Below are 26,677 nucleotides of genomic sequence, written 5' to 3'. Positions count from 1 at the left end.
AGGCACTCCGTTTTTCATCCCATCTCAGGTCAATTTAGTCTTTATAAGGCTTAAATTTTCCCTTCGATTTCTGTTGGAGTTCATCATGAAAGTTATGCAACATGCATTTTTAGCCAGTGTTCTTGTGTTCAGTTCCGCATTCGCAACTGCTGCTGAAGTGAAGAATGTCTCCCCTGCGAAAGATGCAGCAAACGTTCAGATGACCTCACAACAGGAATTGATTGCACTGTTCTTTGCCGCAGCCAAAACTGGCAATGACGAAGTGATTAATGAATTTCTAAAACATGGCTTCCCGGTGGATATACGCAATGCAGATGGTTATACCCCGTTGATGATGGCCGCCTATTATGGTCATCAGAGTATTGTCACTACTTTATTGAAACATGGTGCAGACCGCTGTGCCCGTGATAATAAAGGTAATACCGCACTTATGGGTGCACTGTTCAAAATGGAATGGGCAGTGGCGAAACTGCTACGTCAGGTCGACTGTGATGCCAATGCCAAAAAGACCGGACAAAAAACCACGGCTGAATTTGCTAAAGTAATCGGTCAGGAAAAACAGCTACAAAAAATTATCCAAGAAGCAGAAAAATCTAAAGCAAAAGCAGCCAAATAGGCTGCTATCTGCATCAGTACTTTGGTCTATATTTCTCTTGGCTGTATGTAATTCCTGCAATATTACCGGGCTTTTTATGCTTTAATGCAATGATAAGCACAGCGATATTTCCTAAGTTATGGCGCCAATCATCCAATCCCTGCTTGATACTGATTTGTACAAATTCACCATGTTACAAGTGGTATTACACAAGTTCCCGCAAACGCATAGTGTCTATCATTTCCGTTGTCGTAATCTTGAAGATACGGTTTATCCACTCACGGATATCCTGGATGATCTGAACCACCAACTGGACTTGCTGTGTCAGCTGAAATTTAAAGAAGACGAATTACAATATTTACGCAGTCTGCGTTTTATCAAAAGCGACTTTGTCGATTATCTAGAACTGTTCCAGCTCAAACGCCGTTTTATCAAGGCAACCATCGACAGTGAAGGCCGCCTAGATATTACGATTGAGGGCCCAATGGTTCAGGCAATGATGTTCGAAATCTTTGTACTGGCCCTTGTCAATGAACTGTATTTCAGCCGGATTCGCACGCCTGAAGTACTGGCTGAAGGTGAGCGTCGTCTTAAGGCCAAAATCGAATTGCTCAAGCAATATGATGCTTCACAAGATTCGAATGCCCCGCCATTCCTGGTGTCAGACTTTGGTACCCGCCGTCGCTATAGTTTTGATTGGCAAAAGCATGTCGTGGAAGAGTTCAATAAAGCTGCACCACATGTGTTCCGTGGGACCAGTAATGTTTATCTGGCCAAAGAGCTGGGCATTACCCCGATTGGCACCATGGCGCATGAATTTCTGCAAGCTTTCCAGGCATTGGATGTGCGTCTGCGTAATTTCCAGAAAGCAGCCCTGGAAACCTGGGTACAGGAATATCGCGGTGACCTCGGAATTGCCCTGACCGATGTAGTCGGAATGGATGCCTTCTTACGTGATTTCGACCTGTATTTTGCCAAACTGTTTGATGGTTTACGTCATGACAGTGGTGACCCGTATGAATGGGGCGACAAGGCTTATAACCACTATAAAAAGTTGAAAATAGACAGCAAGACCAAAATGCTGACTTTCAGTGATGGTCTAAACCTGGAAAAAGCATGGAAGCTGCATCAATACTTTAAGGACCGCTTCCAGGTCAGCTTCGGGATAGGGACGAACCTGACCAATGATATGGGTCAAACCCCACTCAATATCGTGCTGAAACTGGTGGAATGCAACCGTCAGTCAGTCGCGAAAATTTCCGACAGTCCGGGTAAAACTATGACTGACAATGACACCTTCCTGGCGTATTTGCGTCAGGTGTTTGATATCAGCGAAGTCGCTGAACAGTAACTACCAATAAACCGTCTCAGACTTGAGGCGGTTTTTTTATACAATGTTCTGTTTGCCAAAGTTCTTATCATAAATTGTGATAAATAAGCCAATAAAAACCGCATATCTGTGAAAATGAGCTGTGCTAAGATCAAACTGATTTGAACCATAACACCTATAGATAACGATGACAGCTTTAGCTTTTAATTTTGGTCTGCTGATTGAGGCAGAAGACTTGGTACCACATCTGGGCAATGAAAAACTTCGTATTGTTGACCTGAGCCGTGCTTCTGTTTATGAACAGCTGCATATCCCCCATGCACTACATTTGCAGCCAAAAATGCTGGTTCGTCAGGAAGAAAAAGCCCTTGGTTTATTGCCGGATCAAGAAGGTTTGGAAGCACTGGTTCGTTATCTGAATATTTCTCCTGAACATCATGTCGTGGCTTATGATGATGAAGGTGGTGCTTGGGCAGGACGTCTTTTATGGAACCTGCATTGTCTAGGTTTCGAGAATACAAGCTTACTCAATGGTGGCATTCATGCTTGGTTAGCAGCTGGACTGCCAACTTCCTCGGATCCAGTAAAACTGGCACCGGTCGAACAATTGGTGCAGGTCAATCTAAATCAGGAAAATACCGTACGGATTGATTATGAAGCCCTACGTCAGCAGGTCGAGCAGGGGCAGGTTCAGCTCTGGGATTGCCGTACAGAAGATGAATATACCGGTCTGCGTCTGACAGCGCGACGCGGCGGTCACATTCCGGGGGCACGTCATTTTGAGTGGAGTACTGCCCTTAACCGTCAAAATCATTTAAAATTACATCCTTTGCAGCGCACACAACAGCGCCTGGAACAACTGGGTTTTAATCTTAAGCAGCCTGTGGTCGTGTATTGTCAGTCACATCACCGCTCCGGGCTGGCCTATATCTTAGGACGTTTACTCGGCTGGAAAGTCCAGGCTTATGATGGTGCGTGGAGTGAATGGGGCAACCGCCTCGATAGTCCAATCGCTACTGGGGAGTTGCCATCTTGAGCATCACATCGCGTTTAAAACAACAATTATTTATCCAGGCTCAGAAAGTAGTGCCACAGCATCGTCTGTCTCGTGTGGTCGGTAAAATTGCAGCCAGTGAAAATCCGGTTGTAAAAACTGCGGTGATTTCTGCATTTAAAGCCAAATACGGCATCGATATGTCGATTGCTGAACAAACTAATGCTTTAAAATTCAAGTCATTTAATGATTTCTTTACCCGCGGTCTAAGAACCGGGGTACGTGCAGTCGATGCAGACCAGAGCAGTATTGTTTCTCCTGCTGATGGTGCGATTTCCCAGCTTGGCAAGATTGAAAATGGCGATGTGTTTCAGGCCAAGGGTCAAAAATTTACAGTTGAAAACCTGATTGCTGATCCGCAATTGGCGCAGCCATTCAAAAATGGTGAATTCGCAACGGTGTATTTGTCACCACGTGACTATCACCGTGTACATATGCCATTTGCCGGCACATTGACAGAAACCCTCTATGTGCCGGGTGAACTGTTCTCGGTTAACCAGACCACAGCTGAAAATATTCCAGGCCTGTTTGCGCGTAATGAACGTATGGTGTGTCTGTTTGATACTGAACTTGGTCGTATGGCAGTGGTACTTGTCGGGGCTATGATTGTGGCAGGCATTGAAACCGTGGCGACTGGTAAGGTGAAACCATCTGGTCGTATTGAGCTGAACCAGCATAATCTGTTCTTAGAGAAGGGCGCAGAACTCGGTCGTTTTTACCTGGGTTCAACTGCTGTGATCCTGTTTGAAGAAAACAAGATGCATTGGGATGAGAAGTTCAAAGCCAATTCGACGGTGTTGATGGGTGAGGCTTTAGGTCATACGATTTAAAAGATGCCTTATTCCCCTCCTTTTTCAAAGGAGGGGCTAGGGGAGGATTCAATATAATAAATCCCCCTCATTCCCCCTTTTTCAAAGGGGGAGGTTCCCTCTCCTTGTAGGAGATGAGCAATACTGCTGCGCAAGGACAGGGGATTCCAAATTTTTAAAACCCTTCTCAACTTCCCTTTATGAAAGAGAGGAGTAAAAAAAAGCGCCTAAAGGCGCTTTTTTTATTTCTAATATTTATTGCTTCACGACAATTGAGTCAATCCCGCTATGCTGCAATGTCTGCTGGGCAATTACAGCAGCATCTACAGAATCATAAGGACCAGACACCACACGGTACCAGACCTTGCCATTTTCCACACTGCGAACAACATCTGCGGATAGACCATTCAAAATAATCTCGGCACGACGGGCATCGGCTTGATCCGGATCATCAAAACTGCGTACTTGCAGAATATAGGTCGTTACTGGTACAGCAGGTGATTCAACTAACCCAGGCTCAGTCGCAGTTTCAGCTGTAGATTCCTCAGTTCGAGGTGCTTCTACAATCACCACGGCATCCTGTTTATTGGTTTCAGGCACAGCCTGCTCAGGAATTGGAGTGACTTGCTGCTTTGGCAACAGGTCATAGAAGCGATAATCCTTATTGGAGTCCTCTTCTTCATAATGCCCAGAAGTCACCTGATCATTGTTTGGTTTTACAGGTTCCCATGGCTTCCACAGCATGAGCGCCACCAGAAAACTTAACACGATTAAAATGATCACGAGTGTGCCGAGCCATGCAGGGATCAATGGTTTCTTCGGCTTGTTCGGACGTTCAGATACACCGCGCTGCGTTTTTCCAAACACTGGAGATTTCCTCTTGTATTTATTTTACCAGACAGAAAAAGGCATAACCGGTGTTATGCCTTACTTTCTGCATCGTATGTGATCGTGATGCAAATGTCATTATGCAATACACGAACTTTACAGCATATTTTTATGAACTATAGGTCAGATCAGACATATAGTTCATGATTTTAACTGTCGGCATGCTCAATTCGAGCACAGCTCTCACCTTGCGAGCATGCAAAACTGTGTTTTGCATTATTTACTCGAGCTAAGCTCGCTGTCTTGCGTCAATGTAAAAGCAGTGCTTTACATTTTTGCTTCGAGCACAGCTCTCGCCTTGCGAGCATGCAAAACTGTGTTTTGCTTACATGCTCTCAGGAGCTGATACACCAAGAAGTTCCAGACCATTGCGGAGTACTTGACGTACATTTACAGACAACAGCAGACGTGCTTGAGTCAGTTCAGCATCATCACCGAGTACCTTGTTCTCATTGTACCAACCATGGAACAACGCAGCCAATTCTTTCAGATAGTTACCGACTTGGTGCGGTTCATAGCTGTTCGCTGCACGCACCACAATTTCAGGGTACGCTGCCAGTTTCGCCAAGATCTCAGTTTCAGCATCTAGTTCAAGTTTAGCTGCCAGACCACGTGCAGTCACAGCATCAAAGTTCACGCCAGTGGTAACAGCTTTTTCTAACATACGGCAGATACGAGCATGGGCATACTGGATGTAGTACACAGCGTTGTCCTTGCTTTGTGACACAGCAAGGTCAAGGTCAAAGTCAATGTGCTGTTCAGACTTACGCATCACGTAGTAGAAACGCGCCGCATCATTACCCACTTCTTTACGCAGGTCACGTAAAGTCACGAACTGACCTGAACGAGATGACATTTGTACCATCTCGCCGCCACGCCATAGGCTCACGAACTGTACTAAAAGCACAGTCAGCTTTTTCGAGTCATAGCCCATTGCATCAATGGCTGCTTTCACACGTGTGATATAACCATGATGATCCGAACCCCAGATATCGATAATATCGGTATAGCCACGTTGTAATTTATTCAGGTGATACGCGATATCAGACGCAAAGTAAGTGGTTTGACCATTACGGCGTTTTACCACACGGTCTTTTTCGTCACCAAATTCAGTTGATTTGAACCAGATGTTGCCATCTTGTTCATATAAGTAGCCGCGTTGATCCAGGGTTTGTAATGCTTCTTCAATTTTTTCAGCCAATGTTGCTTCGCTGAACCATTGATTGAAAGTCACCCCGAATTCGCCAAGGTCATCTTTGATATCGTCAAGAATAGCTTTCAATGCTGCCTGATGGAAGACGCGGTAGCCTTCATTTAATAAGGTTTGTGAGTTGTGAATCAGGCCATCGATATGTTTTTCTTTATCACCTGAAAGAACCACTTTATTGCCTTCCGCATCTGGTTCTGCTGCATATTGCACATCTTCCGGTACATCTTTGTAGACATCGGCCACTGGACGTACATACGCTGTGCCATCTTGGTCGATGATGCTTTGTGCGATCTCTTTAACGTAGTCACCTTGATAGGCATTTTTCGGGAATACTAGTTCTTGGCCAGTGAGTTCCAAATAACGTAAATATGTTGAAGTCGCCAGAATATCCATTTGGCGGCCAGCATCATTGACATAGTATTCGCGGTCAACTTTTGCACCAGTTGCTTCTAACAAGTTTGCAACGGTCATACCGTATGCAGCACCACGGCCATGACCCACGTGCAGGCTAGAGGTTGGGTTTGCAGAAACGAATTCCACTTGAATACGTTTTTCCGCATTGGCCTGGGTACGACCAAACGTATCTTGTTGAGCCTGGATTTGGTCCAGAACTGCGAAGCGTTGGTCAGCATTCAGGAAGAAGTTAATGAAGCCCGGGCCTGCAATCTCGGCTTTGCTGATATCTGCAACTTCAGGCAGGGCAGCAAGGATTTTTTCTGCTAAATCACGCGGCTTCATACCCGCAGCTTTAGACGCGATCATGGCAATATTTGATGCAAAGTCACCGTGGCTACGGTCTTTGGTACGCGTCAAATTACTTGTATTGTTCCAGTCAGATGGGAGTACGTTTTGTGCCTTTAAGGTTTGCACTGCATGATCGAGAGCTGCTTGGATTGCCGTATTCATAATCAGTCGAAAATAGATATCGCAGAAAAACAGCAAATATAGCAAATTTCCGACTCTTTAGGTAAAACCATTTATGGGGAATAAAAAATATACGATCGGTTGCTAGCGGGATGATAAAAAATTGTAATTTACTACTTTATTGATCACATGAAGAATCGTGCAATAAATAAGTTGCAAAATCAGCTCTAAAAAATGAATCCTCAATCAATAAAAAATGCCCTATATTATTCAGAATCAAATAATAAAAAGAGCCTAAAGTGGATTCGCAAAAAACTCCGGTCATCTTCGGCAATATTCCCAAACTCCCAGCCAAATGGGCATTGATTATTATCCCGTTTATCCTGTCCTGCCTGATGAGCGGCATCATCTCTTTTATCAATATGCTACGGAATTTGGGTTGGATCGAAGGTTTTATGGCACTCTGGTTTCACAACTGGATGATTTCCTGGGCTTTTGCTTTTCCAATTGTGTTGTTACTGTTGCCGGTGGTGCATAAGCTCACTGGTCTGTTAGTGGATATGAGTGGACAGCAACCACCCAAATAAGCGTTTTTTATCTTTATCAGATGAGAACTCAGAAGATCGTGCTAAGAGATGCAAAACAATTCACTGCTGGAAAATGCGCTCACTCAAAATCACTTAGATCAGATGCTCGACTGCAGCACGAATGACCCCAAGTATCAGGCCGATACAGGCACCCACTACCACGCCGTTGACCCGGATCATATGCAAGTCGCCACCGACTTCATTTTCAATCTTGTCAATCATTTCGCGTGAATCCCACTCATGAATCCGTTCACTGATAAAGCGAATGACTTTCTCGCTGTATTGATCACTGAGATCCACTGCCATGCCACTCATGCGGTTATTTAGTAACTCACGCACTGAACTGTTGGAAATGATATTCTCACCCACCTGTTGAATCGCGATCCGCAGATTTTCTGCAATACCGGAATCCGGTTTTTCCAGATCCGCCTTGATTGCATCACACAGAATTACGACTGCACCGCTGATGAAGTTCAATACCTGAGGGCTGTCCAGCAAGGCATCCTTGGCAGAATTCAAACGCTGACTGGCTTCACTGTCATTATTCGCCAATTCCAGCATCAACTGCTGCGCAGATTCTTCAATTTTCAGACGCCATGGATGATCTGGATCTGCCAGCATGGCTTCAACTCGCTGAATCACCGAGTCGATACTACGCTGCTGCACATCAATCCCGATCCAGCTCGCTCCTTTAGCCAGCTTCCACACGCCCATTTCCTTGAACAGGCTGCGGGTTAATTCACGGGTTTGATCCGGATGCGACGTCATCCAGGCATGTGCCAGATCGAGACCACGTTGTAACACATCCTGATGGAAGTCATTTTCCAGAACGGCACGTAGCATTTCACTGGCGAGATGGTTGATCTGGGTACTCTTGACCCATTGCACACTGTTGGTCTGGATAAAGCTGGAAATTTGCTCTTGGCCGACAAACTCAAAGATCCGCGGTGCGGTCTGCTGAATCACCTGAGTCACCTGACGGTTATTCTCTGGATTCGCTAGCCAGCGGCCTGCCGCCAGGCTCAGGTCGGTACTGGCCAGACTGCGTTCCACAATCTGCGGAGACAGGAAATTTTCCTGGACAAAACGGCCCATCGACTCGGCAATACGTGCCTTATTGCGTGGGATGATCTCGGTGTGATCACGCAGAAATTTAGGAATTGGCAATTTGCCAAAAGGATTGCGGAACAGCACCGTAATCGCATACCAGTCTGCCAGCCCACCGACCACACCCGCTTCTGCAGACAGCATCAGGATATGAATTAACCATACATATTCTGGCAGTAATTTGGCAGTGACCATCAGCACTAACCAGGTGACAACAGCCACGATCAAGGCAATGGTGGCAAAACGCTTACTGCGTTGCAGGCTCGGTGAACTGGTCTCTTCTGGCATAAAAGCTCCTATTTAGTCGTGGTCACAGGCTGCGGTTGTAATACCTCACCTGTCGGACTCAGACCATATTTAGTGCCGAGTGATTGCAGGATCAACCGGGCATCAAAGGCATCTTTGGGTGCCTGTCCTGCTTTAAAACATTCAATAGTATAGGCAATCTGTGCCGGCTCTACAGTGACACGATACGGCATGTCATAGAAGGGATCAGGCCAATAAAATGGATGCCGGCGATAATAGCCATAGGGATAGGGCATCGGCGTTGGATAGACAATGGCTTCACGCGGTGGTTGCTGGGTGCGGTTGCTTGGATCATTCAGTACCCGGAAAAACTGGAAACCATTCTGTACCGTGGTTTGGGCAGCCTTCAGCAGAGTAATTTCTTCTGCCGTACCAAAGCTCATATTAGGACGTGCCTTAAAGCTGATCCGATAGGTCTGGGCATTTAATGGCGTCGTACTATACTGACCAAGTTGATTAAAGGTCAGCGGCTTGGAAGGCGTGGTTGCACAGCCTGAAAGCAGGGTAGTGCCTGCAAGTGCTAGGGCGATGATGGTCTTTTTCATCTGCGTTCTCCTGATAGGATGATCCAGCGACAGCAGTGCGCGTAATGCCTAGAAACTGCTATCGGGCTGGGTCAGGAAACTGAGTTCTTCCTCGGTAGATTCACGGCCCAATATCTGGTTGCGATGTGGGTAGCGTCCAAAGCGTTCGATAATGATTTTATGCTTAATTTCATATTCGAAATTAGATGGATTGCCGAGGCGCTGAAATAATTTGTAGGCATATTCATGGATCAGCTTGGATTCGCTGTGCATGAACGGCATATATAAAAAAGCACGTTGTTCCGGACTCAGCTGTTTGTCCAGATCCAGACTGATGGCTTCCTGTGCCAGTGCTAATGCCAGGCTGTCCTGAGCAAAAGCACGCGCGGTACCCCGAAAAATATTGCGAGAAAACTGGTCCAGAACAATGATTTCTGCCAGACGGCCTTCGGCAGTTTTACGCCAGGACCACAGTTCAGCTTGACTGGCCTGTTCCAGAATTTCGCTAAATTGCTCAGTCAAACTTTGGTCGAACTGGTCGCTTTTGGCAAACCAGTTTGGCTGCGTTTCAGCACTGAACCAGAAGTCTAAAATATCTTGATAATTCATAAGGTTTACAATTCATTAGCATTTATTTGTCAATAAAATCACAAATTTCACATGTCTTATAGAGAAAGTTTGTGTTAAAAATTTGCGGAATTAAAATCAATGGTTTGCCTGAAAAGCAGGCAGGGTGTAATGTGCGGGTCTAAAATCACGTTATACTCTTATAAAATGATGATTTTATTTTAATAGTTTAGCCCATTAAGCGAGATTGTAATGAGTCAACCTGAATCGACCAGCCAAGCGGTATTACCAACTTGGGTGGATTCGTCGCTCATCAAGGGGATGCTGCGCGGAATTGAGCGAGAAAGCCTGCGTATGCAAGGTAATGGCTTTCTGTCGCAGCGACCGCATCCTGTAGCACTCGGTTCAGCCCTGACTCATCCTCATATTACCACCGACTATTCTGAAGCTTTGATGGAGTTTATTACGCCACCGAAAGACAGCATTCGTGAAGCATTGGATTACCTGATGGATATCCATGCGGTGGTACATCGCAAGCTGGAAGATGAAGAAAAACTGTGGCCGATGTCGATGCCATGCATGCTCGACAGCACTGACGACAGCATTCCATTGGCACAGTATGGTTCTTCTAATATTGGTTTATTTAAGACCCTTTATCGTCGTGGTTTGGGCGTGCGCTATGGCCGCCGTATGCAGACCATTTCTGGCGTGCATTACAATCTGTCTTTCCCGGATCATTTCTTTGAAGCGCTACAAGCCAATGAAAGTGATGAGTCACTACGGACCTTAAGTCTGCAGGATTACCGCAGCCACCGTTACATGGGGCTGATCCGTAACTTTATCCGTTTGACCCCATTGGTGATGTTCCTGGTTGGCGCTAGTCCGGCAGTGTGTCAATGCTTCATGACCGGTCGTGATCATCAGTTGCTGCCACTCACTCGCGGCACTTTATATACCCCATATTCCACTGCACTGCGTATGGGCCGTTTCGGTTATCAGAACTCAGCGCAAAAGCAGCTTGGTATTCATTACAACAATCTACAGGATTATCTGGAAGGTCTGCAAAAAGCAGTCAAAACACCATATAAACCATTTACCCGTCTGGGTCTGGAAGATGCCGAAGGGCAGCCAATCCAGATTAATGACCATGTGCTGCAAATTGAAAATGAATACTACAGTCTGGTCCGTCCAAAACAGGTGCCACAAGCGGGGGAAACTCCATCTCAGGCATTGGCAAATCGTGGTATCGGCTATGTTGAACTGCGTGCAGTGGACGTGAATCCATATAGCCCGATCGGGATCGATGAACATACTGCAGGCTTCCTGGAAGTGGTGGCGCTGTATTGTCTATTACAAGATAGCCCAGCATTGCTTAGCGATGAACAGGATATCATCGAGAAAAATCAGGCTGAAGTGGTCAATCGTGGTCGTGCACCGAATGCCGCTATTTTAGAAAATGGCCAAAAACAGCCAATTGAAGACTGGTGTGCAGTTCATCTGGCACGCATGCAGCCGCTGGCAGAATTATTGGATGCGGCATATGGCAACCAACTGTACACAACGGCGATGAAGACCATGCAGATCCGTGTCGATGAAGTTGATGCAACACTTTCTGCGCTGGTAGTAGGTGATACCCGTGCTCAAGGGGGCATGTGGCATTTCGGTCAGATGTTGGCGCAGCAGCATGCTGCGGTGTATGAAGCACGTCAGCTTAGTAAAAAAACCTCTGCTTATTTCGATGAATTATCACAAAAGTCCTTGCAGCAACAGCAGGAACTCGAGCAAGATAGCAGCATCAGCTTTGCTGAATATCTCGCTCAATTTCGATAAAAAACAAGAGGATCGACCATGAAATGGGGTTACCGCTTCGTGAGTGGTGCGTTATTTGCCGCATCCGTGATGGGGATGGCATTTGCATTATATTTAGAACATGTGCAGGGCCTTGAGCCTTGCCCATTATGCGTGTTTCAGCGTATTGGCCTGATTGGCCTGGGGATTATTTCTTTAATTGCTTTACTGCATAATCCAAAAGCAAATGGCATGAAACGCCTGTATGCCTTTTTAGGATCACTCAGTATTTTATGGTCTGCCGGGGTAGCTGCACGTCATGTCTGGCTACAAAACCTGCCGCCAGATAAAGTACCAAGCTGTGGTCCGGGTCTAGATTACTGGCTGGAAACTTTGCCGATGAAGTCGGTGTTTCAGCAGGTCCTTACCGGTTCAGGTGAATGCGCCAAAGTGGACTGGACTTTCCTGGGACAGTCTTTACCGGTCTGGTCCTTGGTATTTTTCAGTATCTTGCTATTGGTCAGTTTGTGGCAGTTATTCCGTAAATATCACACTGCACCCGTCAAGCGTTTAAGAGATAAATATTGATTCAATTAAAAAGCCCTCAACTGAGGGCTTTTTCATATCTTGATCACGTTAAAGCGATACCTTCAACACTTTCCAGATCCATCATATATTCATGGATCTGGTCAAAGACTTTGTCTTCAACACTTGGATAGAACCAGCGCATAATTTGCTCTGCGACTTGTGGGTGGAAACGAATTTCAAAGTGGTTCAGACCATAGAAAATGGCTTTATGTGAATCTGGAACTTTCAACTGAAAGCGTGGATTCGGATGTTCTCCGAGCGCACTTTTAACACTGACCAGATAATCTCCAATCACATTACGGGTGCGGTTATGCCGGTTTTCATATTCAATGGTACCCGCCACCAGATAGGTCTGGATATGTGAAGGAATCGGTGCCGGCTTACGGTTATCATCCATCAGGCCAATCCGGACTTCATTATGTTCCCAGTCATCATCCCGAACGCTGCCATGACGCAGATCTAGAATCCCGTTACTACGAATATTCACCACATGACCAATAATTTTCCCGAAGGGAAAGCGTCCCAATTTATCCTGTAGGCTAAAGCCAAAGCGTTCCAGTGCTGCACCATGATGCGGCGAACCCAGACAAACCAGATTATCGACCATATTGACCCATTCATAGACATGCTGTTTGCCATAGAATAGAGCGCTACGAGAAACCAATCCGCCCATACTGTGGCCGATCAGGTCGATACTGGTAATGCCGGGATTACGGGTCACCAGATCATTCAGGGTATTGGCCAGGCTGCGGCCATTGGCGGAGATACGGCGGCCAGAATTATAGTTCAGATACAGCATGGTATTGTGATCACGCTGTGCCAGCAGTTTTTCCCCAATGCCTTCATGTTTATGGTTAGACCAGGTGAGATGATTCATACATAAGCCATGCACAAAGATGGTAATCCGGCCGGTCAGTTCACCCTGCTGCAATGAGGTATAGTGATCATAAACCACCATTGGTAATGCCATCGGATTTTGATGCTTAAGTAAATAGTCGCCAATGATGCCATTCAGTACACCGACCAGAAAATGCAGACTCGGCGTCAGCGGTTTATCATGCAGGCGTGGGAATTTAGTAATAATACTGCGCAGCCCGGGTGCGACCATGGTATTCCCATAATGAAACAGCATGTCATAGGAACGTTGATAAAGCCGGACAATGGCAGGCAGGTTCTGGATTTTTTCTGCATGACGTTCGCTTAGACCAAAGAAACTATATAAGATTTCACGCTGAATGGTCTTGATCAGTTCCTGAGCCACATCACTGAAACGCATGGTAACAAGCTGAGCGAGTCCTTCCAGTACATCGGCCTGGGTAGGAGGAGTGCGATCCCACTTGCAATAGGTTTCATGCAATGGCGTTAAGCTTGTCATTGGATCCGTTCCTTTCATTAATGCGAATATCTGAGTGCTTTCTTTTTAAAGATGTTCGCGGTATAAATTCTTCTGAACTTTGATGTTTCTAATTTTTCTGGGAATATTCTTAAAATACCGAGGAACATGAACAACTGCGGTGTTTTTTGTCGGACAATTCACCAAAAAACAGATTAGATAACGATGATCCGTATCTTATTTATAGAATAGATTTTGATTAAAATATAGGCGTTTTTATTAATAATTGATGAATGTCATTTACTTACACGGATTTAGAAGTAGTGCTGCTTCGATTAAGGGTCGACTGCTGCAACAGTATTGTGAAAATAATCCACAAATTCAGGTCCATTTGCCTGATCTGAACATGTCTCCTGTGGAGACGATTCAGCACATGTCAGCGTTAATTGAATCGTTGAGTAATGTGGCATTGGTAGGCAGTAGTCTCGGGGGATTTTATGCGACACATCTGGTCGCCAAGCATGGTGTGCCGGCTGTACTGATTAATCCGGCCATGCGACCATGGCAGCTGTTCCGCGAACTGTTCGATGATGAATTGCCGCTTCAGGTGCACCCCAACTGGCGTCTGGATGATTCACATCTTGACCAGCTTGAAGGGCTGGCACTGCCAACTGCACAAGATGCAGACAAAATACTGGTGCTATTGCAACAAGGTGATGAAGTTTTGGATTATCGTGAAGCACATCGCTATTATAGTGCTGCTCGTCCCCCGGCGATGCTGATGACTGAGGCCAACGGCAACCACGGGATGGATGATTTTGCGGAGAAGATTCCGCTGGTATTACAGTTTTTATTGGACTGCATAAAAAAGGAAACCGAATAACGTGTCTCAATATACGGCTCAATCTCTTGAAGTTCTGTCTGGTCTGGATCCGGTCCGTCGTCGTCCGGGCATGTATACCGATACCACTCGTCCGAACCATCTGGCGCAGGAAGTGATTGATAATGCTGTGGATGAGGCACTGGCTGGGCACGCCAACAAAATCACCGTGACGGTACATAAAGATGGCTCATTAGCGGTAGAAGATAATGGTCGTGGTATGCCGGTGGATATTCACCCGGAATATGGCCAAAGCGGGATTGAAATCATCCTGACCAAACTGCATGCCGGTGGTAAGTTCAGTACTGATAACTACCAGTTCTCTGGTGGTCTGCATGGGGTGGGGATCTCGGTCGTTAACGCGCTGTCGACCCGTGTTGAAGTAGCGGTACAGCGTCAGGGCAACCTCTACAAAATGACGTTTGAACATGGTGAACCGACAGGTCCACTCGAAGTATTAGAAGGCAAATGCGCAAAACGTGCGACAGGAACAACAGTTCAGTTTTGGCCAGAAGCCAAATACTTTGATTCACCAAAATTTGCCCTAAAAGCTTTAAAGCATAATCTGAAAGCCAAAGCCGTTTTGGCCGCGGGTTTAGAGATCAATTATATCGATCAGATTAATGATGAGAAGATCACCTGGCAGTTTGAAAATGGTCTGGTTGACTATCTGATGGATGAGCTGGAAGACCGTGAGATCATTCCGGCACCTGCCTTTGTTGCAACCGGTGATGCTGAACGTGCCAGTGCTGAATTTGCCATCTGCTGGAATGTCGAAGGTGGTGAAAGCATTCAGGAATCTTACGTCAACCTGATTCCAACCGCGCAGGGTGGTACTCATGTCAATGGTTTGCGTTCGGGTGTGACGGATGCCATGCGTGAGTTCTGTGAGCTGCGTAATTTGTTGCCTCGTAACATGAAGCTGTCCGCAGAAGATGTTTGGGATGGTGTGAACTATATCTTGTCATTGAAATTCCAGGAACCGCAGTTCTCCGGTCAAACCAAAGAGCGTTTATCCAGCCGTGAAGCAGCGGGTATCGTGCAGAATATTGCCAAAGATGCTTTTGCATTATGGCTCAACCAGAATTCTGACATTGCTATGCAGCTGGCAGAGATGGCGATTTCCAAAGCTGGTCGCCGTCTGAAAGCAGCGAAAAAAGTTGAACGTAAGAAAATCGTTGCTGGACCAACCTTACCAGGCAAACTGTCAGACTGTGTAGGACATGATCTGGATCAGTCTGAACTGTTTATTGTGGAAGGGGATTCTGCAGGTGGTTCAGCCAAGCAGGCACGTGACAAGAACTTCCAGGCGATCATGCCGATTCGCGGTAAGATATTGAATACTTGGGAAGTGTCTTCTGATGAAGTACTGGCTTCGCAAGAAGTACATAACATCGCGATTGCCATTGGTGTCGATCCTGGTTCAGATGACCTATCTGAACTGCGTTATGGCAAGATCTGTATTCTGGCCGATGCCGATTCGGATGGTCTGCATATCGCGACCTTGCTGTGTGCATTGTTCGTGAAGCATTTCCCGGCACTGGTTGAAGAAGGCCATCTGTTTGTCGCAATGCCGCCACTGTTCCGTATCGATGACAATAAGGACGTACATTACGCCCTGGATGAGGACGAATTGGAAGGTATTCTGAAAAAATGTAAAACCAAAAATCCACAGATCACCCGATTCAAAGGTCTGGGTGAGATGAATGCCAGCCAGTTACGTGAAACCACTTTAGATCCAAATACCCGCCGTCTGGTACAGCTGGATCTGGATGATGCGCATCTTACAGCCGGTCTACTGGATAAATTGCTGGCAAAAAAACGTGCCAGCGATCGTAAAGACTGGCTAGAGCAAAAAGGTAACCTGGCGGATATCGTGGTTTAATGAAAATCTATCCTTCACCTGAAGATATTCAGCAGATGAAGCAGCTTGGCTATGATCTTGCGACCATAGCCAATGCTGAAGAAACCCTCTGTTTATGGCAGGCCGTGAAGGATATCCAAACGCAGATCGAAACCGCATTTTCCAATGTCAGCTTAGGTGATGGCATTGGCTTATGGGAAGCTCAAGGCGTTGATGATTATAAATCTTTGGCAGAGCGTGCTGCTTTACGTGAGAAGGATGAAAAATCCGACTGGTCAAAAATCCCTGTTCAGGATTTAAATGATTGTAATAGCAGCTTGGGCTTTTTTGATGCTCAAGGCATGCGTTTCCATTTGCCTACATTTTTGATTACTGATCTACAAGGGAAATATCGATTTAATCTGGCTGGTCGGTTATGCAAAATGAGTGATGAGCTACAACAGTTTCATCTATTCGACAAGGCACAACGAGAGGCGGTTCAGGCTTATCTAAACTGGATTTTTCTTTGAACCGCGATTTGATTCTAAAGATCTTAAAACAAGGATATTGGTCTTATTAAGCTTATATTTTGTCCATAGAAAATCCCGCATTTGCGGGATTTTCTATGCTTCAAATTGGTGCTGATTATAAAAACAGCAATGCACCATTGCCGAGCAGGGGAGAAAAATTAAATATTTTTAGTTTGAGCACTATTTTCAGAATGTCCTGTTTATGACGCTTTGAAAAGCCCAGCGATATAGATCATCGCTGATTTTTGGTATGACATTTCGCCATACCAGTAATACTATTTGTCTAACAGTTTGATCACCCTATTTTTTATTTTTCTTCAGCTTGGCACAGAAATTGAATTGTTCTCTCGAGATTTAAAAACGCATTCATTGAAATGCCTCATAAAAGTTTGGAGAAAACATGATGTTCCAACGCAATTTATTTTCTAAAAGTATTTTAGCCGCAACCGTGGCAGGGGCTGTTGTGTTGACTGGGTGCTCAAAACCTGCAGAAAAGGCAGAAGCACCAGCAGCAGAAACAAAAACAACTGAGGTAAGTGGTGAAACGATTAAAGTCGGTATCCTGCATTCACTTTCGGGCACCATGGCAATTTCGGAAACATCACTGAAAGATACTGCATTGATGGCGATCAATGAGATCAATGCCAATGGTGGTGTATTAGGTAAAAAACTGGAGCCTGTAGTTGTAGATCCAGCATCTGACTGGCCACTGTTTGCTGAAAAAGCACGTCAGTTGATCACTCAAGATAAAGTTGCGGTTATTTTTGGTTGCTGGACTTCAGTTTCACGTAAATCAGTATTGCCAGTAGTAGAAGAGCTGAATGGCCTATTGTTCTACCCAGTACAGTATGAAGGCCAGGAACAATCTAAAAATATTTTCTACACCGGTGCTGCGCCTAACCAACAAGCGATTCCTGCAGTGGAATACCTGATGAGTGAAGAGGGTGGTAAAGCAGAACGTTTTGTCCTGCTGGGTACTGACTATGTTTATCCACGTACTACCAACAAGATTCTGCGTGCTTTCTTGAAGTCTAAAGGCGTTGCTGATGCAGACATCATGGAAGAATATACTCCATTTGGTCACAGCAACTATCAAACCATTGTTGGTAATGTGAAGAAATTTGCTGCAGGTAAGAAAACTGCGGTGATTTCGACCATTAATGGTGACTCAAACGTTCCATTCTACCGTGAGCTGGGTAACCAGGGCATTAAAGCTTCTGATATTCCAGTAATGGCATTCTCAGTGGGTGAAGAAGAACTGCGTGGTATTGATACCAGGCCATTGGTAGGCCACCTGGCAGCGTGGAACTACTTCATGTCTGTGAAGAATCCAACCAATACTGAATTCACAGGAAAAATGAAGCAATACGCAGTTGATTTCAAACTGCCAAATGCAGACAAGTTTGTAACCAATGACCCAATGGAAGCGACTTACGTCGGTATCAACATGTGGAAACAGGCAGTTGAAAAAGCCGGGTCTACCGATGTCGATAAAGTCCGTGAAGCGATGGCAGGTCAAAGCTTCGATGCACCATCAGGCTACAAACTGCAAATGGATGCCAGCAACCATCATTTACACAAACCTGTAATGATCGGTCAGATCCGTGCAGATGGTCAGTTCGACGTAGTTTATAAGACACCTAAGCCTATCCAAGCTGAGCCTTGGAGCCCATACATCCCTAAATAAGGTGATATCTGGCCTGCTGCTTCGGCAGCGGGCTTTTTTTGATTTTTCTCTTTTCCAAACGGTAAAAGTTCTACATATAGGGGGGACAGCCATGTTCACTCGCCTAAAATTCGCCGCTATTTTGCTGATCATGAGTCAGTGTCTTTTACTCAATAGCGTTTATGCGGATACTCAAATTACAGAAAATTCCGCGGCAGTTCAGCCTGCAGTCACTGGTGATGCAATTCAGCAGTTTGTCAGTGGGGATTTTGCCAAACGTCGTGCCTTGCTGAATCAATGGCCAGCCAGTATCGAACTGCTAGATCAGCTGGCAGAGTATGTTGCCAATGAACAGCTTTATAGCGACAGTGCTGGCAATACTTATATCCTGGAAGCAGAAGATAAACTGCTCAGCTATCCGGATCTGACACTGGTTGAGACCTGGCCATCGGATCTGTCACAGGTGACTTTGGTAAATACCTTGAGTAAGGCTTTAACCTTTGCTCAGGCACAAAAGAAATTAAAATCTGAAGAAGCGTCACAGCGTCTAGAAGCGATTGATATTTTAGAAAATAACTTATCTGAACTGGATATAAAAAGTATCAATCAGCTCTATTTGGCTGAAAAAAATAATAGCGTTAAAGCACGTATTGCCCAGCTGAAAGCACGTCTGGACTACACATCGGATGATGTACTGATCAAAATCCAGGCCGCTCAAGTACTAAAAGAATCCAACCGTCCCGATGTGCTGGCCATGATTGATAGCGAACTGGCACAGCCGAATCTGCATGCGGATTTAAAAGCAGCACTGCTCGATGCCAAGGGTAGTATCAAGACCCGTATTCAGGCCAGTGAATGGACTGGGCACGTATTCTCAGGATTGAGTACAGCTAGCATTTTGCTGCTTGCGGCACTGGGTCTCGCCATCACTTATGGTCTGCTCGGCGTGATTAATATGGCACATGGTGAGCTGATTATGATTGGTGCATACACCACCTATGTGGTGCAAAGCCTGTTTAAATCCTATCTCGGCAGCTATGTGGACTGGTACCTGATTGCGGCAATTCCGGCAGCCTTTCTGGTCAGTGCACTAATTGGCATGCTGATCGAACGTACCGTGATCCGTCCGCTGTATGGCCGTCAGCTGGAAACCCTGCTAGCGACTTTCGGGGTAAGCCTGATCCTGATGCAAGTGGTGCGGATGATTTTTGGTGCGCAAAACGTTGAGGTTTCCAATATTTCCTGGCTATCCGGCGGGATTTCCCTGACCCCAAGCCTGATGCTGCCATATAACCGGATTGCGATTATCGTCTTTACTGTGGCGGTACTTCTGCTGCTAGTTTATTTGCTGAACAAAACCCGTTTTGGCCTGTTTGTTCGCGCGGTAACACAAAACCGTCAGATGGCACGCGCTGTGGGGATTCGTTCCAGCCGTATCGACATGATGGCTTTTGGTCTGGGTTCTGGTTTGGCTGGCCTGGCTGGTTGTGCATTGGCGCAAGTCGGTAACGTCGGCCCAGATCTTGGCCAAAACTACATTATTGATGCCTTTCTGGTTGTTGTTGTCGGTGGTGTAGGACAAGTTTGGGGTGCGGTACTGGCTGCACTGGGCTTGGGCGTCAGCGGCACGGTACTGGAAATCGGTATGGGTGCAGTTCTGGCCAAAATTATTCTTCTGGTTCTTGTGATTTTGTTTATTCAAAAGCGTCCACAAGGTTTGTTTGCCATCAAGGGACGATTTGTGGAGTAAGCCTATGAAAATCACATCATTACTTTCCGATAAACCTTATAGCGCTGTTGCAATTGCAGTGTGCTTTGCAATCCTGCTGATTTTGCCTTGGTTGCATCTGCTACCTGCCGATTCAGCCCTGCATTTATCTGCCTATTGGGTGACCCTGATCGGCAAGATTATGTGTCTGGCTCTGGTGGCTTTGGCCCTTGATCTGGTCTGGGGCTATGCCGGCATTTTAAGTCTGGGGCATGGTTTGTACTTCGCTCTCGGTGGTTATGCTTTTGGGATGTACCTGATGCGCCAGTCAGCAGGCGATGGTCTGCCTGACTTTATGCGTTTCTTAAGCTGGACCGAGCTGCCTTGGTTCTGGGTGGGCACTAACCATTTCTGGTGGGCCATGCTGCTGGTGGTGCTGGCACCGGGGCTAGTCGCTTTCATCTTCGGTTTCTTTGCTTTCCGTTCCAAGATCAAAGGGGTGTATTTCTCGATTATTACCCAGGCGATGACCTTTGCTGCGGCGCTGCTATTCTTCCGTAATGAAACCGGCTTTGGTGGCAATAACGGTTTTACCGGTTTTAAAACCATTCTTGGCATGGATATCACCTCTGCACCAATGCGTGCCAGCTTGTGCTTTATTACTGCACTGGTATTACTGCTGTGTTTTATCGGCTTACGCCACCTGATGAACAAGCCTTATGGTCGTGTACTCGGTGCCATTCGTGACAGCGAAAACCGTCTGCAATATCTCGGTTATCGCACGCTCTGGTACAAGCTGTCCGCTTGGGTACTCTCTGCAGTGATTGCCGGGATTGCGGGCGCATTGTATGTACCACAAGCCGGGATTATTAACCCGAGTGAAATGAACCCAGTGAATTCGATTGAGATGGCCGTCTGGGTAGCGGCTGGTGGCCGTGGCACCTTGATTGGCCCGATCCTTGGGGCAGGTTTGATTAATGCCGTGAAGACCTATTTCACTGTGGCCTATCCGGAAGCCTGGTTACTGATTTTAGGTGCCCTATTTATCGTGGTAACCCTATTCCTGCCAAAAGGCGTGATTGGCATCTTTGACCGTTTTAAAAAGGAGCGTAGCGAATGAGCGAGATTCTACAACCTCATGGCGGCCATGCTTCTGAAGGCTATGGCCGTCCAAAAGAACATGGTGCGGATTTTAGCCATGGTATTGCACTCTACTTGGAAAAAGTCAGTGTCTGGTTTGATGCTTTCCGTGCCCTAAATGACCTGTCGCTATACATCAAAGAAGGTGAGCTGCGCTGCATCATTGGTCCAAATGGTGCCGGTAAAACTACCCTGATGGATGTGATTACCGGTAAAACCCGTCCGACCAAAGGTTCAGCATTCTTCGGTCAGACCTATGACCTGTCGAAAATGAGCACTGAAGAAATTGCCGAGGCGGGGATTGGACGTAAATTCCAGAAACCGACAGTTTTTGAAAACTTCACCGTGATGGAAAATCTGCTCCTGGCAGCACCAAAAGACAAACGGGTGAAAAAGAGTTTCTTTAGCAAGCTGGATCCGGATGCACAAAATGCATTGGATGAAACACTACAACAAATCCGTTTACAGGAATTTATTAACAAGCCTGCCGGACTGCTGTCGCATGGTCAGAAGCAGTGGCTGGAAATTGGCATGTTGCTGATGCAGCGTCCCAAACTGATTCTACTGGATGAACCGGTGGCAGGCATGACCGATGCTGAGACTGAGCGTACCGCAGAGCTGTGTCTGGAACTGAAAAAGAATCATACCCTGGTCGTGGTAGAGCACGACATGAGCTTTATCGACACCATTAGTGAAAAAGTCACGGTACTGGCACAAGGGGCGATTTTGGCAGAAGGCACATTGGCAGAAGTTCAGGCCAATGAAGAAGTCATTGAAAAATATTTAGGGCGTTAAGGAGACCGCAATGTTAGAAGTCAAAGACGTCAATCAGTTTTATGGTGGCAGTCATATTCTGCGTGATGTGTCCTTTAATGCACCTATTGGTGAATGCTCGGTCGTTCTGGGGCGAAATGGCGTGGGTAAAACCACGCTCTTAAAGTGCCTGATGGGTATTCTGCCGATTAAATCCGGGCAGATTTTGCTGAATGGCAAGGACATTTCCAAGCTCAGTCCAGAGCAGCGCGTGCGAGAAGGTCTGGCTTATGTGCCGCAAGGTCGGGATATCTTTTCGACCTTAACCGTGGAAGAAAATATCCTGATTGGCATGGCCAAATTTAAAGGTGCCAAAACCCGTAAAGTGCCGGAGCATCTCTATGAAATTTTCCCGGTGCTGGATGAAATGAAGCATCGCCGTGGTGGGGATTTATCCGGTGGTCAGCAACAGCAGCTGGCGATTGCCCGTGCACTGGCTTCTGAACCAAGTGTCCTGATTCTGGATGAACCAACTGAAGGGATCCAGCCATCGATTATTAAAGATATTGGCCGGGTCATCCGTAAACTGGCTGATGGTGGTGAGATGGCGATTGTACTGGTCGAGCAGTTCTATGACTTTGCTGAAGAGCTAGCGGATAGTTATACCGTGATGGCGCGTGGGCAGGTTGTCGCGCAAGGTGCGGGTAGTGAAATGCCGGAGAAGGGGATTCGGGAGTTGGTGGCGATTTGATGTTTCAAGAAGCCTCCCTTTAAAAAAGGGAGGTTTGGAGGGATTTAGATCTCAGTATTTTCATTCCAGAGGAAATAACCCCCATACTGACTTGGTCTAAACTCACCCCCAATTTCTTTCCCTTGTTCGGTCAGAAAGTGTTTACCATTTTCATTCAATTTTAAAAATCCTTTTTCAGTTAATTTATCCAGTAAATCTGCTGTTTTGAGTTTGTATTTTGCTGCAAGTTTAGAAGTGGTAAGTTTAGAAAAATTATTATTTTCTTCATCTGCTTCAATCTCTTTGGAAGTTGAATCTGTTTTGACCTCATCTAAACTAATTCGTACTTCCTCACTAATACGGATAATCCGTTGAGCTTCTTCATAGGCTTCTTTAAAGACATTATCGTCTTCATATTTTTGGACTAAAATACCCATTTCATTATTATTGACCTGGCTAAATTCATATAGATTTAAGCTTGAGATAATACATTCAGATTCATTGAGATAGCACTTAGCGTGTAAGTTCTTACAAAAACTAAGACGGACATAATCAAGTTTTTGCAGCCATTTAATCTCTTCTGGATGTAAATCGCTCTTCCCATATACGATACGAATATCAATTTTTAACCGGTCTTTATCTTCTAATAATTCTTTAATTCGATCATTCAAACGCAAATATGGGCTAATCAGAATTAAGCGTTCTTTTGCACTCTTGATTAGTTCTTCCAAAAAGAAATTCGTTGCACTGGTATTAAGAAATTTTGCCATAGGTTACTTTAGTCATTGTTATTTTGAGTTCGATATTACCTGATTCTTTTTCATAGGTTAAGTCTTGTGCAGGCATTAAAGCATATTCTCAATAAGGATGATTTCAGGAAACTGATACACATCACAATTATGCCCACCACCAATCCGATCCACCACAGCAAAATCACTCGGTGCTTCCAAGGTGAGTAGTGGATGATGCCAAGTTCCTGCCCGATAATTTACCCCTTGGGTCCCATCACTGATAAATGCACATAGCTGGGATAGATCCGGTGTATCTGTATCAAGTCCAGGAGCAACTACAATCAGAAATCTTTGACCTTGCATTGGGATAAAAGCTTGAGAACCATTCGGATGACGTTCCAGCATCGAGATCTCAAACGGCACTTGGGTGCTTTTAATGTTCCGAAAAATACTGATACCAGCTTTGGCATCACCGATGATTTCAGCGGTCACAAGGGCATGATAACGCTCGGTATGCGCATCATTAATATGAAAAAAGTCATTGCCCTGACAGCTAATCACTTCACCGAAAGTGGCAAAATTTTCTGCGGTGAGTTTTTGAATTTTAACGTGCTGTTTCATTCTATTTTTAAGTAGTCAATTCATTTGAAAAGAAGCATCAGTCGTAGAACTTAAACCGTCATACGACTGAGCCAACAATCGTCATCTTGTGGAGAAAGATGACTTAAACTTAGTCTGTGGTTTTACCCCACAGGCGGATACGGCTAATGCCACCATCTGGAATCATGTTCACGCGGATATGTGAGATTTTTTCATGTGCCAGAACTTCATTGATAAAGCTATGCACATGATCCATCTGCATAGGCTGGGCTTCTAACAGGAACGGCCAGAACATACTTTGTGGAATCAGCTGTGGATCGGTCGCATCTTCAACATACACTGCCTGAATCGACACTTCAGCAGGGTAGTTACCTTTAAAGTGTGCTGTATCAATATCAATTTTTTCAATTTTTCCAGCCTGACCGAGTGCTAGAATGCACCAGTCAAAACCTGGTGCACGGCGACGCGCAGTTTCCCAGCCATCGCCCATATTGACGCCACGACCCGGGTTAATCAGGTTACGTGGATGGCCGAAGTGCGCATCACTATAGGCAATTACACGCCCACCATTCTCAAGTGCTAATAGATCAAGTGTTTCATTGCTGTTTTTTATCTGAATCTGGACATCACCATAGACGCGCAGGCGGGCTACGCCACCATCCGGATATATATTTAAACGTAAATGGGTATAAGTCGTATCTGAAGCGACTTCAAAAATATGATGCTGACTTGGTCCTAATATACTATTTGGTAAAATTTGGTGCCATTCAACTTGATCCAGGTTCTCATCTGGTGCATAGCAAGCTTCAACGGAAGCTGAGGCAGGATAGTTGCCACTAAAAAAAGTAGTATCAATATCCAGTGCACTGATTTTCCCGGCAACACCAAGTTTGACAATTGCCCAGTCGTAACCAGCGTGACGTTTGCGGCGGGTTTCCCAGCCGTCCATCCATTTGCCATGATTATCGAACTTGTCTTCGACAAAAATGGGTGCTGTAAACTGGAGCATACGCTGTGCTTCAGCAAAAAAATCATCTGAACATTGCAATACTTTTGCACCAATACGTTCATCTGCCAGATTAGTAAGTTGCTGTAATTGTGCAGGGATTTCAAAAGCAGGTGCAAACAGGGTCGCCATATTAATCTTCCATTCTAAATTTATTCAACTGTCATTTTTTACAGGCTAAAGATAGCCAATTGCCCTGTTTTTTCTCCCCAAAACAAGGCAGTACTTTAAAAAATAATGCACAGCATGTGCCAACTTGGATCTGAGTATTTGATGCTATGAGGAAAATGGCATACTTTTCGCTTTGTCTCCTTTAGATGGATCAACATTTATGAAAACAGGGGGAACAATGAATATCACCATTATTGGCGCCGGGATGGCGGGCTTAACCACAGGCATTGCATTAAAGAAGTTTGGACATCAGGTCAGCATATATGAACAGGCCGAACAGATTTTGCCTGTGGGTGCTGCGATTTCTCTCTGGCCCAATGGGGTGAAATGTTTAAATTACTTAGGTTTAACTGAACAGGTTGCCAAATTGGGCGGACAGATGGACAACCTGGCATATGTCGATGGTCTGACTGGCGATGTCATGACCCAGTTCAGCCTCTATCCTTTAATTGAAGAAGTGGGACAGCGTCCTTATCCGGTCTCTCGTGCCGAATTACAGAATATGCTGATGGATGAATTTGGTCGTAATGACATTCATCTGGGTAAAAAAATGGTGGCGCTCAATGATGATGGGCAACAGGTCACCGTCAGCTTTGCTGATGGTTCAGAGATCCAAACTGATTTACTGGTCGGTGCTGATGGAACCCATTCCATGACTCGAGCTTATGTGCTGGGTGAAACTGTACCGCGTCGTTATGCCGGATATGTGAACTGGAATGGTCTGGTTGAAGTATCGGAGGATTTAGCTCCAGCAGATCAGTGGACCACTTTTGTCGGCGAGGGTAAACGTGCTTCATTGATGCCAGTTGCAAATAATCGTTTTTATTTTTTCTTTGATGTGCCATTACCAGCAGGTCTAGAAAATGACCGTAGCCAGTACAAAGTTTTATTAGAAGAATACTTTAAGGGCTGGTGCCCTCAAGTTCAAAAGCTGATTGATGCGATTGATGAGCAGCGTACTAACCGTGTCGAAATCCATGACATCGAACCATTTGCTGATTTCTACAAAGGTAATGTCGTCATTGTTGGTGATGCAGCCCACAGTACAACGCCGGATATTGGTCAAGGCGGTTGTCAGGCGATGGAAGATGCCATTTACCTGGCTCGTGTACTTCAGATCAATACACTGGGATTACAGGACTCATTACGTCGCTATCAGAACAAACGTAATGAACGTGCCAATGAATTGGTGCTTCGTGCGCGTAAACGCTGTGATGTCACCCATATGAAAGATAAAGATGTGACGATGGAATGGTATGAAGAATTACGCCGAGAAAATGGACCCCATATCATGAAAGGTATTATTAGTAATATTATTGGTAATCCATTGGACTAAATATTGCATGAAAATTCATTAGAAAAAATACAT

At 45.5% G+C, this 26,677-nt stretch carries 25 protein-coding genes; 16 read left to right on the top strand and 9 right to left on the bottom strand.

Annotated features, from left to right (window positions below; genetic code table 11):
- The first annotated feature begins 85 nt into the window (after positions 1-85).
- From BS636_RS04900 to asd, 4 genes are all read left to right on the top strand, one after another.
- Positions 86-616, top strand: a complete 531-nt coding sequence (locus tag BS636_RS04900; protein ID WP_099337775.1) for an ankyrin repeat domain-containing protein — start codon at positions 86-88, stop codon at positions 614-616.
- Positions 617-734: 118 nt separating this feature from the next.
- Complete coding sequence (gene pncB, locus BS636_RS04895) at positions 735-1,946, top strand: nicotinate phosphoribosyltransferase (RefSeq protein WP_099337774.1); 1,212 nt, start codon at positions 735-737, stop codon at positions 1,944-1,946.
- 166 nt (positions 1,947-2,112) lie between these two features.
- On the top strand, positions 2,113-2,961 hold the full coding sequence (locus BS636_RS04890) for a sulfurtransferase (RefSeq protein WP_099337773.1): 849 nt from the start codon (positions 2,113-2,115) through the stop codon (positions 2,959-2,961).
- Positions 2,958-3,809 (top strand): archaetidylserine decarboxylase, encoded by an 852-nt coding sequence (gene asd / locus BS636_RS04885; protein ID WP_099337772.1) that lies wholly within the window; start codon positions 2,958-2,960, stop codon positions 3,807-3,809. The genes BS636_RS04890 and asd overlap by 4 nt, the downstream gene beginning before the upstream one ends.
- A gap of 234 nt (positions 3,810-4,043) precedes the next feature.
- Here the strand turns inward: asd and BS636_RS04880 are convergent, their stop codons facing one another.
- Positions 4,044-4,655: an SPOR domain-containing protein gene (locus tag BS636_RS04880; protein WP_099337771.1), complete on the bottom strand. Its 612-nt coding sequence runs from the start codon at positions 4,653-4,655 to the stop codon at positions 4,044-4,046.
- A gap of 346 nt (positions 4,656-5,001) precedes the next feature.
- On the bottom strand, positions 5,002-6,792 hold the full coding sequence (argS, locus tag BS636_RS04875; RefSeq protein WP_099337770.1) for an arginine--tRNA ligase: 1,791 nt from the start codon (positions 6,790-6,792) through the stop codon (positions 5,002-5,004).
- Positions 6,793-7,049: 257 nt separating this feature from the next.
- On the opposite strand from argS, the gene BS636_RS04870 reads away from it, so the two are divergent.
- Complete coding sequence (locus tag BS636_RS04870; RefSeq protein WP_099337769.1) at positions 7,050-7,337, top strand: DUF2798 domain-containing protein; 288 nt, start codon at positions 7,050-7,052, stop codon at positions 7,335-7,337.
- Positions 7,338-7,430: 93 nt separating this feature from the next.
- On the opposite strand, the gene BS636_RS04865 is transcribed toward BS636_RS04870, so the two are convergent.
- Genes BS636_RS04865 through BS636_RS04855 form a run of 3 tightly spaced genes read right to left on the bottom strand, consistent with a single transcriptional unit; the run spans position 7,431 to position 9,883 of the window.
- Entirely contained in the window at positions 7,431-8,732 is a 1,302-nt protein-coding gene (locus BS636_RS04865) for a DUF445 domain-containing protein (RefSeq protein ID WP_099337768.1), read from the bottom strand.
- A gap of 8 nt (positions 8,733-8,740) precedes the next feature.
- Positions 8,741-9,295: a CC0125/CC1285 family lipoprotein gene (locus BS636_RS04860; protein ID WP_099337767.1), complete on the bottom strand. Its 555-nt coding sequence runs from the start codon at positions 9,293-9,295 to the stop codon at positions 8,741-8,743.
- A 48-nt stretch (positions 9,296-9,343) separates the two neighbouring features.
- A complete protein-coding gene (locus BS636_RS04855; protein WP_099337766.1) occupies positions 9,344-9,883 on the bottom strand; it encodes a DUF924 family protein in 540 nt (179 codons plus the stop codon).
- Between the two features lie 210 nt (positions 9,884-10,093).
- Between BS636_RS04855 and gshA the strand changes: the two genes are divergently transcribed.
- Positions 10,094-11,671, top strand: a complete 1,578-nt coding sequence (gshA, locus tag BS636_RS04850; RefSeq protein WP_099337765.1) for a glutamate--cysteine ligase — start codon at positions 10,094-10,096, stop codon at positions 11,669-11,671.
- Between the two features lie 18 nt (positions 11,672-11,689).
- Entirely contained in the window at positions 11,690-12,217 is a 528-nt protein-coding gene (locus tag BS636_RS04845) for a disulfide bond formation protein B (RefSeq protein WP_099337764.1), read from the top strand.
- Between the two features lie 43 nt (positions 12,218-12,260).
- Here BS636_RS04845 and BS636_RS04840 read toward each other — a convergent pair whose 3' ends face one another.
- Positions 12,261-13,592 carry a hypothetical protein gene (locus tag BS636_RS04840; RefSeq protein ID WP_099337763.1) on the bottom strand — a complete coding sequence of 444 codons (1,332 nt, stop codon included), beginning with the start codon at positions 13,590-13,592 and terminating at the stop codon, positions 12,261-12,263.
- 247 nt (positions 13,593-13,839) lie between these two features.
- Between BS636_RS04840 and BS636_RS04835 the strand changes: the two genes are divergently transcribed.
- The 8 genes from BS636_RS04835 to urtE all read left to right on the top strand — a co-directional run bounded on the left by BS636_RS04835 (position 13,840) and on the right by urtE (position 22,821).
- Complete coding sequence (locus BS636_RS04835; protein WP_099337762.1) at positions 13,840-14,433, top strand: YqiA/YcfP family alpha/beta fold hydrolase; 594 nt, start codon at positions 13,840-13,842, stop codon at positions 14,431-14,433.
- A gap of 1 nt (position 14,434) precedes the next feature.
- Positions 14,435-16,315, top strand: coding sequence for a DNA topoisomerase IV subunit B (parE, locus tag BS636_RS04830; RefSeq protein ID WP_099337761.1), 1,881 nt, complete (start codon positions 14,435-14,437; stop codon positions 16,313-16,315).
- The gene (locus tag BS636_RS04825; protein WP_099337760.1) at positions 16,315-16,803 is read left to right on the top strand and encodes a DUF6714 family protein; all 489 of its coding nucleotides are present in this window, start codon (positions 16,315-16,317) and stop codon (positions 16,801-16,803) included. Before parE ends, BS636_RS04825 begins: the two co-directional genes overlap by 1 nt.
- Before the next feature lie 403 nt (positions 16,804-17,206).
- Positions 17,207-18,490, top strand: coding sequence for an urea ABC transporter substrate-binding protein (urtA, locus tag BS636_RS04820; RefSeq protein WP_171266059.1), 1,284 nt, complete (start codon positions 17,207-17,209; stop codon positions 18,488-18,490).
- A 91-nt stretch (positions 18,491-18,581) separates the two neighbouring features.
- Entirely contained in the window at positions 18,582-20,219 is a 1,638-nt protein-coding gene (gene urtB, locus BS636_RS04815) for an urea ABC transporter permease subunit UrtB (protein ID WP_099337758.1), read from the top strand.
- Positions 20,220-20,223: 4 nt separating this feature from the next.
- The gene (gene urtC, locus BS636_RS04810) at positions 20,224-21,297 is read left to right on the top strand and encodes an urea ABC transporter permease subunit UrtC (RefSeq protein ID WP_099337757.1); all 1,074 of its coding nucleotides are present in this window, start codon (positions 20,224-20,226) and stop codon (positions 21,295-21,297) included.
- Entirely contained in the window at positions 21,294-22,112 is an 819-nt protein-coding gene (gene urtD, locus BS636_RS04805; protein WP_099337756.1) for an urea ABC transporter ATP-binding protein UrtD, read from the top strand. The genes urtC and urtD overlap by 4 nt, the downstream gene beginning before the upstream one ends.
- A gap of 10 nt (positions 22,113-22,122) precedes the next feature.
- A complete protein-coding gene (gene urtE / locus BS636_RS04800; protein WP_099337755.1) occupies positions 22,123-22,821 on the top strand; it encodes an urea ABC transporter ATP-binding subunit UrtE in 699 nt (232 codons plus the stop codon).
- Positions 22,822-22,865: 44 nt separating this feature from the next.
- Here the strand turns inward: urtE and BS636_RS04795 are convergent, their stop codons facing one another.
- The 3 genes from BS636_RS04795 to alc form a co-directional block, all read right to left on the bottom strand.
- Positions 22,866-23,570: a phospholipase D family protein gene (locus BS636_RS04795; protein WP_099337754.1), complete on the bottom strand. Its 705-nt coding sequence runs from the start codon at positions 23,568-23,570 to the stop codon at positions 22,866-22,868.
- 75 nt (positions 23,571-23,645) lie between these two features.
- A complete protein-coding gene (locus BS636_RS04790) occupies positions 23,646-24,152 on the bottom strand; it encodes an ureidoglycolate lyase (protein ID WP_099337753.1) in 507 nt (168 codons plus the stop codon).
- Between the two features lie 109 nt (positions 24,153-24,261).
- A complete protein-coding gene (gene alc, locus BS636_RS04785) occupies positions 24,262-25,269 on the bottom strand; it encodes an allantoicase (RefSeq protein ID WP_099337752.1) in 1,008 nt (335 codons plus the stop codon).
- 217 nt (positions 25,270-25,486) lie between these two features.
- Between alc and hpxO the strand changes: the two genes are divergently transcribed.
- On the top strand, positions 25,487-26,644 hold the full coding sequence (hpxO, locus tag BS636_RS04780; protein ID WP_099337751.1) for an FAD-dependent urate hydroxylase HpxO: 1,158 nt from the start codon (positions 25,487-25,489) through the stop codon (positions 26,642-26,644).
- The last annotated feature ends 33 nt before the right edge of the window (positions 26,645-26,677 follow it).

Source organism: Acinetobacter sp. LoGeW2-3, assembly GCF_002688565.1.
GTDB lineage: Bacteria > Pseudomonadota > Gammaproteobacteria > Pseudomonadales > Moraxellaceae > Acinetobacter.
Note: the sequence above shows the minus strand (reverse complement) of the source record. Positions and strands in the feature narration are given on the sequence as shown.